This window comes from Flavobacterium rarum (SeqCode) (assembly GCF_965234445.1).
Classification (GTDB): domain Bacteria; phylum Bacteroidota; class Bacteroidia; order Flavobacteriales; family Flavobacteriaceae; genus Flavobacterium; species Flavobacterium rarum.
Genome location: NZ_OZ248502.1, coordinates 71,966 through 88,821, shown reverse-complemented (window position 1 = coordinate 88,821; position 16,856 = coordinate 71,966). Strand labels below are relative to the sequence as shown.

Here is a 16,856-nt window from a genome sequence, read left to right as displayed (position 1 = left end):
AATAAATTACATTTAAAATTAACATTTAAAAACTAACTTTGTAACTCACACGTTTAATTAAATTCGCATTTTATGAAAAAAATAATGATTACATTATCGGCTTTGGCACTTCTAACGTCTTGTGTTTCTAAAAAAGAATACGCAGCTTTGGAAGCTAAAAATAAAGAAACTCAAGATTTGTTAAACACTTGTACGGTAAAACTTAATTCTTGCTTGGAAGAAAAAGCAGGACTTAAAGCTACAGTAGATGGTTTGAAAGAAACCAATCAAAACTTGATTACAACATCTAAAGACATGACTATTTTGTCTACTAAAGGTGCTGAAAATATCGAGAAAGCTCTTGAATCTATCAAAGAGAAAGATTTGAAAATTAGTAGAATGCAAGATGCTTTGACTAAAAAAGACAGTGTAACCCTTGCAGTTGTAACTAGTTTAAAATCTGTAGTAGGAATGAATGATACCGATATCGAAATTAATGTTGATAAAGGTGTTGTTTTCATCTCAATCTCTGATAAAATGTTATTCAAAAGCGGTAGTTACGAAGTAAGTGACAAAGCAAAAGGAGTTTTGGCAAAAGTTGCTAAAGTAGTAAACGATAAACCTGACTTTGAATGTATGATTGAAGGTCATACAGATTCTGATTTATTAAAAGGAAATGCTTTCTTGATTGATAACTGGGATTTAAGTGTAAAACGTTCTACTGCAATTATTCGTTTGTTAACTGCTGAATTAGGTGTTAAACCAGAGCAATTAATTGCTGCAGGTAGAAGTTCTTATGTTCCTTTGGTACCAAATGATTCTCCGGAAAATAAGGCTAAAAACAGAAGAACACGTATTTATGTAATGCCAAAAATTGATCAATTCTATGATATGGTTGAAAAAGAAATGAAAAAACAACCGGGTGCAACAACTGCTCCAGTTCAAAAATAATTCATTTTCAATTTCTATACTAAAACGCCTCGAAATTTTCGAGGCGTTTTTATTTATTTACTTTTTATAAACCACAAAAAAAAAGCAGAACCGAAGTCCTGCTTTTACGAATCCTTAATTTTTTCTTTAACAACCAATTAAATATAAATTAAGAATAACATGCTATGTATTCCATAAAGAATGTACTTGTTTCAAATATTATACTAAATAAGCACTAAATTCTCAGTTATCCAATTAAAACATAGAAAATTTATAAAAAAATTAATATATCTTACATTATATCAAGGCTTCCCTTACCTTCCCTTATCACAATTGGCTCATCTCCGGACAAATCGATAATTGTAGAACCTGTATTATTTCCATAACCTCCATCTACAACCAAGTCTACCAAATTTTGCCATTTTTCGAAAATTAATTCTGGATCGGTAGTGTATTCGATCACTTCATCTTCATCCCTTATAGAAGTTGAAACAATTGGATTTCCTAATTCCCGAACCATTTCTAGTGCAATAGCGTTGTCTGGAATCCTTATACCAACTGTTGTTTTCTTTTTGAACTCCTTTGGCAAATTATTATTTCCTGGAAGAATAAATGTATAAGGCCCTGGCAAGGCTCTTTTGAGTAACTTAAATGTCGAAGTATCGATTTGTTTTACATAATCGGATAAATTGCTTAGGTCGTGGCAAATAAATGAAAAATTAGCTTTCTCTAGCTTTACTCCTTTTATTTTCGCTATTTTTTCGAGTGCTCGAGAATTAGTTATATCACAACCTAGACCGTAAACTGTATCTGTTGGATATATCACCAAACCACCGTCTTTCAATACCTTAACTACTTTTGCAATAGCAGCTTCGTTGGGTTTATCGGGATAAATTTTTATAATTTGAGCCATAATATTTTTTTGTTTAAAGTTTAAAAAATTAAAAGTTTAAAATCATACGCAATGAAATTTGAAACCTAAAACATTTTTTAACCTATAATATCCAATTTTGCAAAACGCAATAATAATTTTTTAAGCCCACCTACTTCAAATTTAATTTCTGCTTTTTTATCAGCACCGACACCTTCAAGATTGATGACTTGTCCTTTTCCAAAACGTTCATGCATTACTATATTTCCGGCAGTCAACTTATTATCAAATAAATTTGCAGGTCCTGATGTTGATGGATTCGCTCCTGTAACTGGTTTCAGTTTTCTAATACTTACTTCTGGTTTTACACCACCTACAGAGGTCGGCGGGCTTCCTCCTATGGGTTTAGCCAATCTCAATTTTGATTTGTCTATATCTCCAAAAATATCACTGTCAATGGTAGGTTTATAACGGTAATTGCTTTCGGCTGGCGTAAGGTATTCCAAATATTGTCCGTCAATTTCTTCTATAAAACGAGAAGGTTCACTATCAGTCAATTTCCCCCAACGGTAACGGGATTGTGCATAAGTCAAATACGCTTGATGCTCCGCACGTGTTAAAGCTACGTAAAATAATCTACGTTCTTCTTCCAATTCGCTTCGAGTACTCATACTCATGGCACTAGGAAACAAGTCTTCCTCCATTCCAACCACAAATACATGAGGAAACTCAAGTCCTTTGGCCAAGTGAATTGTCATCAAAGCCACACGGTCTTCGTCACTGGTGTCTTTGTCAAGATCCGTAGCCAAAGCCACATCTTCCATAAATTCAGACAAAGCACCACGAGCACCATCTATTTCTTTTTGACCTTCTGTAAAATCTTTGATACCGTTTAATAATTCTTCTATATTCTGGATTTTTGCCATTCCCTCGGGAGTAGCATCTTTTTTTAATTCTTGAACCAATCCCGTTTTTTTGGCTACATGGTCTGCTAGATAAAAAGCATCTTGATTTTCATTAATTACTTGAAAACTCTGAATCATTGTTACAAAATCCAATAGTTTATGCTTGGTTCCTGCATTCAGTTTCAAATCAATGCGCTCTATGTTTTGCATCACTTCAAAAATGGATCGTTTGTAGTGATTAGCCGCAATAGTCAGTTTTTCAATTGTAGTGTTACCAATACCACGAGCGGGGTAATTGATCACGCGCACCAAAGCTTCTTCGTCTTTTGGATTAATAACCAATCGAAGGTAACACAATACATCTTTTACTTCTTTTCTTTGGTAAAAAGATAGTCCCCCATAAATACGATACGGAATATCTCTTTTTCTAAGCGCATCCTCCATTGCACGGGATTGTGCATTGGTACGATACAAAATGGCAAAAGCACCATTGTTCAATTGATGATTCATTTTTTGCTCCCAAATGGTTCCTGCAACAAAACGACCTTCCTCATTGTCTGTCAAACTTCGGTGTACTTTAATCTTTGGACCGAATTCATTGGCTGTCCATACAATTTTGTCAAGTTTTACTTTATTTTTATCAATAATGGTATTGGCTGCTTCTACAATATTTTTGGTCGAACGGTAATTTTGTTCTAGTCTAAAGGTTTTTACCCCTTCGTAATCTTTCTGGAAGTTCAAGATATTATTGATATTTGCACCTCGAAAAGCATAAATACTTTGTGCATCATCCCCTACTACACAAATGTTTTGAAATTTATCCGACAAAGCACGAACAATTAAATATTGAGAATGGTTGGTATCTTGGTACTCATCCACCAATAAGTATCGAAAACGGTTTTGGTATTTCGCTAAAACTTCAGGGAAACGAGTTAATAATTCGTTGGTTTTCAATAACAAATCATCAAAATCCATTGCGCCCGACTTAAAACAACGGTCTACATAATGCTGATAGATTTCTCCCATTCTTGGTTTCTTGCTCATTGCATCAGCCTCTTGTAAATCTGGATCGTTGAAATACGCTTTTACAGTGATCAAACTATTTTTAAAGTTCGAAATCCTCCCCAAAACCTGTTTGGGCTTGTAGACATCACGATCCAATTGCAATTCTTTGATAATTCCAGAAATGGCGCGTAATGAATCCTGCGAATCATAAATTGTAAAGTTCGAAGGATATCCCAAATGCTCCGCTTCTGAACGCAAAATTCGAGCAAAAACAGAGTGAAAAGTACCCATCCATAGATTTTTAGCTTCGCTGGCTCCCACAATATCCGAAATACGTTTCTTCATTTCTCGCGCCGCTTTATTTGTAAACGTCAATGACAATATACTAAACGGATCCACACCGAGATGCATCAAATAAGCAATTCTAATGGTAAGTACACGAGTTTTTCCTGACCCAGCACCGGCAATAATGATCATTGGACCATCCTTTTGCAATACCGGCTCGCGTTGTGCCTCGTTAAGTTGTTCTATATATTTTTGCATCGAAAAATTTCTGTTTGATGCAAAAATAAGAATTTTAGAATGAATAAACGAGTCTTATCAGAATTCAGATTGCAGAATTGAGAACGTTGTTTTCTATCGATTATCGAAGCTAAAAAGTAAAAGATACTGTTTTCGGTTTCTATTGTTTTATTTTTTATCATACCGTTTATTTTACGATTTGTATTTGAATAGTTTTCGGAACTATAAAAATTTATAGATAAAAAAAAGCTATGATTTTTATAGATCATAGCTTTTAGTTTTTATGAATTGTAAAATATATTTACCGATTCAAAGCGAAAGCACATATTGCTTTTGCGTGATAACAAAAAAGAGTATTATAATTTATTAAACTTAAACTTTTGACCACCAACCGAAGCCTCATACATAAGGCCGCCTTTTTGCATTGTAAATACCATAACACCATCAGTATATTTCGCATTTCCTGAGGCTCCCGCCTTTACAGCTACTGCAGAAACCTGGGCTGAAAACTCGTATTTACTTTCTTTAAACCGATCCATAGCTTTTTTAGAATCAAAAAATATTACCTCTCGATATGCTTGCCCACCTGCCTGAAATCCTATGCTCAATTGTGACAACTTTGCCATACCTACCAAATTATTTTTTTCATAAACCGCTCCATTACCAGCTGCTCCCCCAACTCCAATTCCTCCCTTTCCAACATTTGGAAAAATGACATAGCCATAAGCATTGTTAAAAATTGATTTCATGAGATGGTCGGTTTTTATGAACTCTGCCTTTGAGGTATTGCTGTCTGCTATAATTTTATTTTTTTTAGACTCTGATTGCCCAAATATTGATGTCATATTTATAAAACAAACCATCAGCATTATCCAAATAATATTTAATTTTTTCATAGTATAAGTATATAAAATTGTTTATAAAATTTCTAAAGTCAAAGTTAATACAAATTTCTTATCTAATTGTAAAATATAATTGATTATCAGCATAATACCAATATTTTTTCTGTAAAATTATATAATTAATTATGGTGCTAGGTACAATTATTTTATTGCGTTAATTATTTGTCAAAATATAAAATGCCGAATCCATTAATGCATGTTTTTTATTCGTAAATTAGCTATGTTATTAGTTTATAAATTAAATCTAAATACTATGAAAAATTTAGCCCTATTTTGTTTGTTATTGGCTTGCCTTGGATTCCAAAGCTGTAAAAAAAATGAAATCCCAAAAGATGTTGAAACAACCAAAGCTGAGGCAGAAAATCCGATAAGCATAACATGTTTCAAAGCACTGTATGAAAACGACACTATCGATCTAAAAATCAATATATTAAAAAACAAAAAAGTAACTGGTGATATGGTAATGAAAATCATAAATATGCCAGAAAAAACAGGAAAAATTACAGGTGAATTTCATGGAGACACATTATTTGCAGATTACTCATTTATTCAAGGAACAAATGAAAAAGTAAAATTCAAAAATCCAATGGCTTTCTTAAAAAAAGGGAGTGAACTCATTTTAGGAAGTGGTAAGATAGAAACCTATTTGGGAAAATCTTATTTTGCTAAAGACACGCCTTTAGATTTTGAAAAAGTAAAATATAGATTTACTGCTGTGGATTGCTTGGAAAAATGATATTGAGAAAAAGGATAAAATTAGAGCTCTTGCTAGCATAAGTAAAATTTTAGCAAAGTCTATTTGCTTTACTAAAAGAGTTACTATTTATTGAAAACAAAAACCGCAAAACAACAGATACGTCACTTTGCGGTTTTTCTTTTTTATTAAAGATTGATTTATATATATCTATAAATTCTAGAATATATTGAGTGTCAAACTGTTTTAAACACCAGTAAAATTAAAATATTATTTAAAAAACACGTCATAGGAAAAACGAAGCAATGTGCCAATCACTACAACTAAAAAGAAGATTCGGATGAATTTGTTTCCTCGATTGATGGCTAGTTTTGCACCAATCCACCCTCCAATTGCATTACAAGCAGCCATAGGTAATGCTATTGCCCATATTATTTTTCCTTTTAACAAAAACAAACAAATGGAACCAAAATTAGTAGCTAGGTTGACCATCTTGGCATTGGCAGAAGCATGCAGGAAATCAAATCCCATTATGGCGATGAAGGCAACAACAAAAAAGCTTCCCGTTCCTGGACCTATGAATCCGTCATAGAAACCTACTACAAAACTAATTCCAACTGCATTCAATATTTGTGTTTTTGGTAAAATCTCTTTGGCTTGGTGCTGACCAAAGTTTTTCTTAGCATAAGTATAAATAGCTAATAACGAAAGCACTACAAGCAACAAAGGTTTCATGAAATCATTGCTCACATAAGTCAATAATGTAGATCCCAAAAATGCTGCAGGAAATGCCAATACCATCATAGTGCCAAGAATTTTCCAATCGACATTGACTTTTTTAATGTATTGGTAAGCTGCAAATGAAGTACCACTAAATGCTGGAACTTTTAAGGATCCTATGACTGTAGATACCGGAAGATTAGGTAGCAGTATGAGACCTACAGGAGTTTGTATGAGTCCGCCACCACCTACAATAGCATCAATAAATCCCGCGAAAAAGGCAGCTAAACAAAGTAATACGATGATGTAGGTTTCCATTAGTGCTGTACAGTAAAGGTTTTGAATCTTGAGGGACAAAAATACTATTCCACTTTAAATTATTGCGATAAATTAGCCATTGTTTTAGTTTCAAAAACATTATTTTTGTTTTTTATAAAATGAAAACAAAATGGATTTATCAAAAATGCTAGAATTACTGAGTTATACTTTACCTGCTATTATTACTGGAATGGTTGCTTTTCACTTTTTTAATTTACATACCAAAAATGAAGAAGGTAGACGCCGTTATTTATTGATGAAAGACGGTCAAAAAAACTCAATGCCCATGCGATTACAAGCCTATGAACGCATGACTTTGTTTTTGGAACGCATTAGTCTTGCTAATTTATTGACGCGTATTTCACCGATTTCGACTGATAAAAATGATTATGCCAATTTTGTTATTGCTCAAATCGATCAGGAATTTGAACACAATTTGGCGCAACAAATCTATATGACCGATGAATGTTGGACTATTATTACTACAGCCAAAAACGCTACGAGTCAAATGATTCGAAAAGCGGCTTTGAGTCCAGTTGTAAGTAATGCAGACCAGTTGAGAGAAACACTATTGAATGATTTATTGGAAAAACAAACCCCTAGTAATGCAGCTTTGGGTTATATCAAAAAGGAAGTGAGCCAGATGTGGTAGATTTTTGAGTTTTTAAGACTCTGAGAGGCTAAGTTTCTAAGTTTTTGTCTTAGAAACTTAGCTTTTTTTTTTTCTTTTATAAAATTCTTATAGTCTTAGTAACTTAGAATCTTAACATCTATTCTTTAAGTAATCGATCCAATTGAAATTGTTCTTTTTCGTTTAGACTAGGGAATATAGTTTGAAAAGAACTTCTGATTTCGGAATTTTTCAATAAAACTCGAATGTTTTCTCTTCCAAATTTAGAAAATTGCCACATGTGATGTGTTGTAGCATTGACTAAATTCTTCAATACTGCATCGTTAATCACATTAAAATTAATCAAGTATTCCAATGCGTTTTGTCTAGTTGTAGCTTCATAATTGGGAGAAGAATAGTTGACCAATTCTTGAAGGTATATTTCTTTATTGGCAGCATATTCGGATGTTGAAACAGCCAAAGATAACCACAGAATTCTTAGATTAAAATCATTAAAACCTACCCAATCTTTTGACTTTTCTAAATACACTGCTCTTTTATTTTCAAAATTGTTCCATAAATTGTACAGAGCAACTTCTTGTGTTTGATAGGATTTGTCATCGAGCAACATTTCATATTCGGTTCTGAACTCTTCAGGGATTTTTTGAAGAGTGCTTGCCACAGCCTGACGAACCTGAATGTTTTGAGTTTGCAAAGCCAATAGCAATAATTGCTTTTTGTCTTCAAATTTCTCTTTCACGAGTTGACCAACAATAGCTTCTTTTACGGTGAAATATATATCCGATTGTAATATTTTTTCGAAAAAGGCATATTTCTCTTCCAAAGGTTTGTTTCTGAGTTTGGCAACTTCAAGCTGAACTTGCATCGCTTTGTTTTTGGCCAGTAATTCATTGGCAATCTCGCTGCTAAAACCGGGTAATTCCAACCATATTTTACTAAAATTCACCAAATCATAATCGGACACTTTCCTGATTTCATCGAAGAAATTTTCTGTCTTCACATTTTGATAAGCATATTTCTTCAAATAATTCTTCACTGCTTTTTTAAAGGCTTTCTCTCCTATTCCTTCTCGTAAAACGTGCAACGCCCATGCTCCTTTTTGATAGAATGACAACGAACTTGCTTTGGCATTCAACACTGGAATGGTATCTGTTTTGGAGGCTTGTTTGAGTTGCATTGATGATTCGTACAATTTGGAATAAAAATAATCCTCCCCATAGATTGCTTTTTCGGCCAGCAAAGCATAATAAGTAGCGAAACCTTCCTGAATCCAATGGTCTTTCCCGCTTTCGGCCGTAATTAAATCCCCAAACCATTGATGAGCCAATTCGTGTGCATTGACATTGGTGTAACTTCGATCTTCAAAACCTATGGCATCAACTACATAACGAGTGGTAAACAAAGTAGAGCTCGTATTTTCCATTCCTGCATACAGAAATTCAGAAACAGGAATTTGGCGGTAAATTTCCCAAGGGTACTTCACTCCTATTTCCTTTTCCAAATAATCAAATATTTCTTTGGAATACCGATAGGTTGGCTCATGTTTGGCAACATCTTTCGGGTCGATGTACATTTCTAATGGTATTCCCGATTTGGCTCTCAGCGTGTTTTTATCAAATTTTCCAATAGCAAGCATTAACAAGTAAGAGCTCATTGGCTTTTTCATTTGATATCTCCAATAGGTCACACCATTATTTTGGACTTTACTTTTTAAGAGTCCGTTTGATAGTACTTGGTATTTGGAATTGAAAACAATATCCATATTGAAAATTACTTTCTCATTGACATCATCAAAACTAGGGAACCAATGACTAGTATATTTACCTTGTCCTTGAGTCCAAATTTGCAAGTTATTTGAAGCTTCGGAACCCACAAAATAGAGCGTTTGTTTGGGTTTTGCCGAGTAATTAAAAGTTAGTTTATTACTTCCTTTTTTAAATGGAAATACAAGCTTTAATTGCTTTGTTGTTGTTATAGTTTGAATATTGTTCCCATTTAACTTTACATCTGCAAACACCATATTTTGAGCGTCAATTTTGATAGTATCCGTAGGACTTAGCACTTCAAAATCATAAATAACATCTCCAGTAATTAACTTATCTTTTGGGCTTATATTTATTTTTCCCAATACAGACTTAAAATCTACTGATTTGGTTTGTTGTGCGAATATAAAAGTGGAAAGAAGAAGTAATAAATATTTCATTAAGAATTAAATTTGGCTATAAAGTTATTCAAAGTTACAAAGGTTTGTAGAACAAATGCAACATAATTTGTAAGTTTACTTCCGAAATAAACAAATACTAAACCATTGAAAAATAAAGCTTTATTTAATTGGAGCAGTGGAAAAGATTCTGCTTTAGCCTTATACAAAATACTTCGTAACAAAGAATATGATGTTACTTGCTTATTAACGAGTGTAAATCAAGAATTTCAACGTATTTCTATGCACGGAGTTCGAGTAGAATTATTACATCAGCAAGCCCAAAGTATTGGACTGCCTCTTGAAATTATGCAGATTCCAGAAATGCCAACGATGGAAGTGTACGAAGCAGTTATGCAAACTACGCTTTCTAAATTAAAAGAACAAGGCGTAACGCATTCCATTTTTGGTGATATTTTTTTGGAAGATTTAAGAAAATACAGAGAAGATAAATTGGCCGAAATGGGTTTTGAAGGTGTTTTTCCGCTATGGAAAGTACCAACAGTTGATTTGATTCATGAATTTATTTCATTAGGATTCAAAACTATTGTGGTTTGTGTTAATGAACGCTTTTTGGACAAAAGTTTTGTTGGTCGGGTAATTGATCAAGATTTCATTAATGATTTACCTGATAATGTTGATGTTTGTGGAGAAAATGGAGAATTTCATACCTTTACTTTTGATGGGCCAATTTTCAATAAACCGATTGAATTTGAAATTGGTGAAGTGGTTTATCGCAAATATGAAAAACCTAAAAAAGAAGAAGCATCAGACACTGCTTGTGATACATCTGCATCGGATGCATTTGATTTTGGTTTTTGGTATTGTGATTTGGTAGAGAAATAAACTAAGACAAAAGGCTCCGTAGTCATCAGATCGCGGAGCTTTTGGTTATTAAAAAATTCAAATAAATATTCTAGTCTAGCTTGGGTAAAATAAAACCATCCAAAACACTTTTTTCTTTCATAAGTGCTTCAATTTCATTTGATTCTCTGGGTGCTTCCGCAGACAAATTAATAGGTTCATTTGCCGTTACCAAAATATCATCTTCGATTCGAACTGCTATTCCCCACCATTTTTTGTCACAATCACTTCCAATCGGAATATAAATTCCCGGCTCAACAGTTAGCACCATATCCTTCTCGAAAGTATTGTACATTCCAGGATCGTGTACATCTAACCCAATATGATGCGAGGTTCCGTGAGGAAAGTATTTTCTGGAATCTTCTGCTGATTTGATAATTCCAAGTTTTAATAATCCATCGGTAATAATTTTTCGAGCAACTTGATCAGGAGCAGTAAAACTATTTCCAATTTTAACCGTTGCAATACCCGCTTCCTGAGCATCATAAACCAAATCATAAATTAATCTTTGCTCTGTTGAAAACACACCGTTTGCAGGAATAGTTCGGGTTACATCAGCAGTATAACCGTGGTATTCTGCACCTAAATCCATTAAAACTAAATCATTTTCGACTTTCGTTTTGTTATTTTCTATGTAATGTAAAACACAACCGTTGTTCCCTGCACCTACAATAGAAGGATAACCTTCGAATTCGCTTCCATATTTTTTATAAACAAATTCATGAACACCTTGAATTTCGGCTTCAGACATACCCGTATGCATTGCTTTCATTGTTTCCCGTTGTCCCATTGCAGAAATCCGAATAGCTTTTGTCAACAAAACCATTTCTTCTTTGGATTTAATCTCTCTTAATTTTTTCATAAACAAATCAATAGATTTGGTGTCAACATTTGCTTTTTTAGAAGTAACATTTTTGGTCAAATTTATTTCATTTTGAATATTTGAATCTGTTTTTAAGTTTGTCTTTGTATTAAAACCTATTTGATTTTTGAAAGACCCAACGAGTTTAAAAACATCAGCTTCTTCTCTTTTGGATTCGCGATAATCGTCTTTAAATTCCTCAAAATATACCGAACTAAAACTATAAAAATCAATACCCGATTTTAAAATTTTTTTTCCATTAAAGGCCCTAGAAAAACCTAATTCTTTTTGGGCTCCATCGATTCCCAATCGAACTCCTGTCCATTGTTCTGCTCTTGGATTTTTTTCTTGGACGTATAAGATTTCATTATAAGATGAACCTTCTTTATCCATTTGATCATTCGAAAATAGAACTAAAACACAATTGGGTTCTTTGTATCCTGTCAAATAATAAAAATTGGGATCTTGATGATAGACAAAATCTACATCATTGGCACGATTCCGAATTGGATTTCCAAAAAATACAGCTACACTATTATTGGACATTTTTTTTCTAAAAGCTTCTCTTCTCTCTTTATGAAATTGAGCCGTTAAAAAATCTGTTGGTGTTCCGTTTTGAGCAAATGTGCTACAAAAAAACAATATGGTAAAAATTATAGAAAATTGAAATTTCATCTTTATTTAGGATTTAAAAGTTGAATGGACGCGGTATCTTTTTGATAAATTGAAAGTAAATATACTATTTTTAACGATGCCATTTATTTAATCTATTTCGTTCTTAGGGAGAATGTAATAAATAAAAAAGAGAACAATATAGCGTTGTGCCTTAGAGTTCTCTTTTAAAAATTTGTCATAAATTGAAATTAACCAAAACATCAAACTATTAACAAAACGCACTAAACAATTCTTATTGGATTACTTTTTTGTATTCAGTTTCAAAAATATTCAGTATCGTTATTTATATAGATGCTGTTTTATAAAAAAGGTTGCGTGAGGTAACAATTATTTCTAGTTTGTGTTAAGTTTTCTATCGCTTCAATGCAAAGTGACTTTTGAAAGATTTAGTATTATTATCGAAATGTAATACAAACCAATAATCATCTGAAATTAGCATTTCACCATTATATTTTCCATCCCAACCAATATCATTTGAATTTAAATTTTTTAATATTTTTCCAAATCTGTCAAAAATTAATACTTGAGCATTTGGGTATTCTTCCAAATTTTTTATTTGCCAAAAATCATTAAGTCCATCATTATTTGGAGTGAAAAATTTAGGATAATCCAATACTGTCACTTCTTTTGAATCTTCTCCACATCCATCTTTATCTCTTAAATAAACCCTATAATTCCCCATAGAAACAGTGTCAAAGAAATTACTATCCTGATAATTTATTCCATCAATTGAATAATCAAAATTACCATCCCCTAATGCGATAATTTCAATAAAGTTATTACCAAACTGGGCAAAATTAATTTTTTCAATCTGCGGTTTAAATGTTTTTTCTAAAATAAAGCTAAAAGAATTTTCACAGGATATACCATTATCATTTTTGGTAACCAAAATTGTATAATTACCTGGGTCTATAAGTTTAGCCTCATTCGTAACTGAAATTATATCTTTGCTTTCAAATTTCCAGTTATAAGAATCATAATTAGGATTTATGGAAATTGGTAATGATGGTTCTAATTCACATCTAGAATAATTTTTCTCCAAATCAATTCTAGGCAGTTTATTTACAATTAAATCAAAATTAGTTTCAGAAAAACATAATGGATTTAAACTATTTTCAACTTTTACAAAAACCGTTTGGACATTTGCAATAGTATTTTTGAAAGTTGTAGGTAAAGGACTCGGTAGTATATTACCATTGACATCTTTATAAAAAATGCGTAAACCAGATTGATTATTTATGAGTTGCGATTCAATTAATGATGTGTTAAAACTAGTAAATCCGTTGCCTTCATCACAGGCATATAAATTCTGAGGTTTATTGATAACCGGTTTTGAAGACGTTTTAAGAGTTAAAATAGTCTCGGAAAAGCATTTTGTTTTTGAATCGGTTACCCGCACTACTATATTTTGAGTGTTCTTGATTGAGTTTGTAAATGGATTTTGCAGAGGATTTGTTAATTTATTTCCAAGATTATCATAGTATGACACTTGCATTCCAGATTGGTTACCTATTACATTATTTTCAATATTTGTGGTGTCAAAATACTCTGAAACACCATCATTATTATCATCACAACCAATCAAAATAGACAAATTATTTGCTATTGGTAAAGGACTTGCTATTAAATTTACAGTGGTTTCGAAATAACAATTATTAGAACTAATTAATTTTGCTTTAATAAAATCTTTTTTCAGTATTATATTGCTATAACTTGTTGACAATGGACTAGAAAGAAAATTATTATTACTATCGTAAAATTCAATTTTTACATCTGTCTGATTTCCTAAAATTTTGCTTTCAATAGTACTAAGATCAAATGATTCAATTCCATCATTGTTAAAATCACATACATATATATCATCTACAGCATTTGCTAACGGCGAGGGTAAGACCTTGATCACAAAATCTTTAATTATATAACAACTGGGATTGCTCTTACTTTGAACTCTTATAAAAACATTTTGTGTTGCGCTTTGAATGGTATATAAATTGGATAGTTTATTGCTATTACTCTCTGCCTCTTTTAATGATAAATGATAACTTATATCGTAGTCTAATGAAGATAAACCATTTAGGATTTGTAAATCTTTCAAAGCATGGAAATTGAATTGATCATTTACTATGCAAGTATTTACATCAGACGGTTCTGCAACGATTGGTGTTCCACTTATTGATATCGTTTTAAAAAATGTATTTGTAATAGATCCTTTAGTATATGTTGCGGATACTGAATAAGTACCATTTTTTAAAAAAAGATGTGTGGGTCTTGGCAAATTGGATGTATTTAATATTCCTGTAGCTGTATCATTAAAATCCCATTTTACACTATCTACAGAATTGTTTAAAGAAAAAGATCCTTGTAAACTACAGCCACATCCTTTATCGTAAAGAATCTCAGTCGGAAGTTCAATGTTTAAGGTTTTATTTTCGAAAATCTGTGTAATCTCATCATCTCTTGGATTTTCGGTTCTGCCATAATAAAGTATATCCAAATCTTTATCATTGTCATAATCTCCAAAGTCGATACCACCACTATAACAAACAGGAAGAGAATGATTTTTTTCAGAAAAAGTATTATCTTTATTATTTATATAAATTCTCGTGACTTTAAAACTATCTCCTGAACCATAATTTATAAAATCTAAAAAGCCATCATTATTTAAGTCAGCAAGTTTTATTTGAGATAATATAACACCTTCATTATTAATACTAGTGGTATTATTAAAACTCATATTTCCTTTATTAATATAAAAATAAATTTGGGCACCATAATCGGCACTATCTAAATAAAGTTTTGTGCTTCCTGTAAAAACAAAATCTACAAGACCATCATTATTAATGTCTCCAACATCCATTTTTACATAACTAAATTGAGGTAAGTCTAAATTAATTTTTTCAAATTTAAAGTTCCCTAAATTTTTATATATAGCAAAACGCCTCTCTGTATTAGTTGACGAAGCCATAATTACATCTTTTAAACCATCGCCATCAAAATCAACCCATTCTGAATTATTAACGGTATGATTGCCCGAACCTCCATTTATAGCAATTAAACCTGTATTTTCAATTTTTGTAAAGGAATCATCTCCATTGTTTTTAGAAATACCTAAATCAAATTTATCTCCAGAGTTAATACCTTGATAATGAATATCCAACAAACCGTCATTATTAACGTCAACCCAATCAATCGAGCAACTACTTAGTTTTGGAATTGAATGTGAAATTTCTACAAATTCACACCCATTATTTATGTTTTTATAAATCTTAGTAATGTTTCCATCCTTACCACCAGATACAGTACCAGTATATATAAGATCCTGTGTACCATTATTATCAAAATCGCCCCAAGAATAATCACCGTATACAATTCTAGGAATATTGGATATATTACTTTCTGTAAAAGTTTTGTCACCATTATTTTTATAAAAAATAGCATGCTTAAAATCACCTGCAGCACCAAAATCTAATCCTGTAACAAAAATATCCAATAAACCATCATTGTCATAGTCCACAAATGAAGAGAATCCTAAGTAACCTCCCATCAAATCTATCGTAGGGACTCTATCGAAGTTTTGAGAATTGGCAGAATTATAAAACAGAAAAACAAATAAAAAGAGAAGTAGTTTTTTTAACATATAAATTTTAATTCAATAAGATTTTAATTTATCGCTCCTCATACATTTTCAACAGCTGTGTTACCGTATTCCAATTTCGAATAGTGGCTGTTACATTTAGTTTTTTCTCGATGTATTTTTGGTCAAATCTTGTTTTCCCTGCTCCCACTGCATATTTAATGTAGATTCTACTTTCGTCGATGCTGGCTTCATCGGGTTTGAATTGGCTAATTTTCAAATCATTTATATTGTCGCTTCGTAAAGTTGTGGAAATAAAAGCCACGTACAACTTCTTGAGATCAATTTCCTTTTCCCTCAAAAAAGGATTATTTTTTAAACAGGCTTCTAAATCAGCTTTTTCAATAACCACAATAGGTACTTCGTGGCCAAAAACTTTAAAAATTTCTTGTTTGATTTGGAAACCAACTTTTGCGGGACTTTCTTCATCAGTATCTACAAAAACATTTCCAGATTGTATATACGTTTGTACATTTTTAAAACCAATGGCTTCGAGAGTTGTTTTCAAAGCGTCCATTTTTATCATATTATGGCCCGAAACATTTATACCACGAAGAAGTGCGAGATGAGTTGTCATTTTTATATTTTTTAGAATTGCAAAAGTATTGTGCTTATTGGCAGTAATTAAGTATTTCTTAAATTTTAACCTTCACAACCACTTTTTTGACTTTCGAAATTTGCCCTGCTTTTACACCAGGTCTGTGAAGATCTTCAGGAAAAAATAATGTAAACATTCCTGCTTCTACTCGAAGCATTGATGTTTCTCCATTATAGAAAGTGTAATCTTTTTCTAAATTTTCTTCAACAACTTCTTGATTGGTCAAAGGAGTAAATCCCATTAGCTCAACTCCTTGGATTACGTATTGAATGTCTATGTATTTATGATGACCTTCCAATACAGAATCTTCCTGTTCTTTGGTATCATATTCCTGAACGATTGCAAAAATGGCATCATTCTCGATTTCGTATTTACCTGGGGCTATTGCTATTAAATCTGTATTATTAATAAATTCAAATCCTTTAGCTAGTCTTTTAGTAAGCGTACTATAAAGTCTGTAATTTTCAATTTTGTCGATAACCATTATTTTCGTGTGCTTTTTTTAATTTAAATCTATTTTGTTTTACTAAAGTCTATTGGCAAAAA

The 16,856-nt window shown here is 32.0% G+C and carries 13 protein-coding genes; 4 read left to right on the top strand and 9 right to left on the bottom strand.

From position 1 onward, the window contains the following. The first annotated feature begins 72 nt into the window (after positions 1–72). Positions 73–930: an OmpA/MotB family protein gene (locus AC8GF4_RS12820; protein ID WP_506595177.1), complete on the top strand. Its 858-nt coding sequence runs from the start codon at positions 73–75 to the stop codon at positions 928–930. 271 nt (positions 931–1,201) lie between these two features. On the opposite strand, the gene AC8GF4_RS12815 is transcribed toward AC8GF4_RS12820, so the two are convergent. The 3 genes from AC8GF4_RS12815 to AC8GF4_RS12805 form a co-directional block, all read right to left on the bottom strand. Next, positions 1,202–1,822, bottom strand: a complete 621-nt coding sequence (locus tag AC8GF4_RS12815) for an L-threonylcarbamoyladenylate synthase (RefSeq protein ID WP_506595176.1) — start codon at positions 1,820–1,822, stop codon at positions 1,202–1,204. Positions 1,823–1,899: 77 nt separating this feature from the next. Beyond that, positions 1,900–4,233, bottom strand: coding sequence for an ATP-dependent helicase (locus AC8GF4_RS12810; protein WP_506595174.1), 2,334 nt, complete (start codon positions 4,231–4,233; stop codon positions 1,900–1,902). A gap of 335 nt (positions 4,234–4,568) precedes the next feature. Next, entirely contained in the window at positions 4,569–5,108 is a 540-nt protein-coding gene (locus tag AC8GF4_RS12805; protein WP_506595172.1) for a lipid-binding SYLF domain-containing protein, read from the bottom strand. A 259-nt stretch (positions 5,109–5,367) separates the two neighbouring features. Here AC8GF4_RS12805 and AC8GF4_RS12800 point away from each other — a divergent pair, with 259 nt between their 5' ends. Beyond that, the gene (locus tag AC8GF4_RS12800; protein WP_506595171.1) at positions 5,368–5,850 is read left to right on the top strand and encodes a hypothetical protein; all 483 of its coding nucleotides are present in this window, start codon (positions 5,368–5,370) and stop codon (positions 5,848–5,850) included. A 228-nt stretch (positions 5,851–6,078) separates the two neighbouring features. Here the strand turns inward: AC8GF4_RS12800 and AC8GF4_RS12795 are convergent, their stop codons facing one another. Continuing rightward, complete coding sequence (locus AC8GF4_RS12795; RefSeq protein ID WP_506595170.1) at positions 6,079–6,846, bottom strand: sulfite exporter TauE/SafE family protein; 768 nt, start codon at positions 6,844–6,846, stop codon at positions 6,079–6,081. Positions 6,847–6,976: 130 nt separating this feature from the next. Here AC8GF4_RS12795 and AC8GF4_RS12790 point away from each other — a divergent pair, with 130 nt between their 5' ends. Further along, complete coding sequence (locus tag AC8GF4_RS12790) at positions 6,977–7,498, top strand: DUF7935 family protein (protein WP_506595168.1); 522 nt, start codon at positions 6,977–6,979, stop codon at positions 7,496–7,498. A gap of 118 nt (positions 7,499–7,616) precedes the next feature. Here the strand turns inward: AC8GF4_RS12790 and AC8GF4_RS12785 are convergent, their stop codons facing one another. Then, on the bottom strand, positions 7,617–9,680 hold the full coding sequence (locus AC8GF4_RS12785) for a M1 family metallopeptidase (protein WP_506595167.1): 2,064 nt from the start codon (positions 9,678–9,680) through the stop codon (positions 7,617–7,619). A gap of 105 nt (positions 9,681–9,785) precedes the next feature. Here AC8GF4_RS12785 and AC8GF4_RS12780 point away from each other — a divergent pair, with 105 nt between their 5' ends. After that, positions 9,786–10,523 carry a Dph6-related ATP pyrophosphatase gene (locus AC8GF4_RS12780; protein ID WP_506595165.1) on the top strand — a complete coding sequence of 246 codons (738 nt, stop codon included), beginning with the start codon at positions 9,786–9,788 and terminating at the stop codon, positions 10,521–10,523. Between the two features lie 70 nt (positions 10,524–10,593). Here the strand turns inward: AC8GF4_RS12780 and AC8GF4_RS12775 are convergent, their stop codons facing one another. From AC8GF4_RS12775 to AC8GF4_RS12760, 4 genes are all read right to left on the bottom strand, one after another. Continuing rightward, a complete protein-coding gene (locus tag AC8GF4_RS12775) occupies positions 10,594–12,078 on the bottom strand; it encodes an aminopeptidase P N-terminal domain-containing protein (protein WP_506595164.1) in 1,485 nt (494 codons plus the stop codon). A 352-nt stretch (positions 12,079–12,430) separates the two neighbouring features. Then, a complete protein-coding gene (locus tag AC8GF4_RS12770) occupies positions 12,431–15,715 on the bottom strand; it encodes an FIDD domain-containing protein (RefSeq protein WP_506595162.1) in 3,285 nt (1,094 codons plus the stop codon). 28 nt (positions 15,716–15,743) lie between these two features. Next, positions 15,744–16,289 carry a DUF1697 domain-containing protein gene (locus AC8GF4_RS12765; RefSeq protein ID WP_506595161.1) on the bottom strand — a complete coding sequence of 182 codons (546 nt, stop codon included), beginning with the start codon at positions 16,287–16,289 and terminating at the stop codon, positions 15,744–15,746. Between the two features lie 58 nt (positions 16,290–16,347). Then, entirely contained in the window at positions 16,348–16,794 is a 447-nt protein-coding gene (locus AC8GF4_RS12760) for a NanQ anomerase/TabA/YiaL family protein (RefSeq protein WP_506595159.1), read from the bottom strand. Positions 16,795–16,856: the final 62 nt, after the last annotated feature.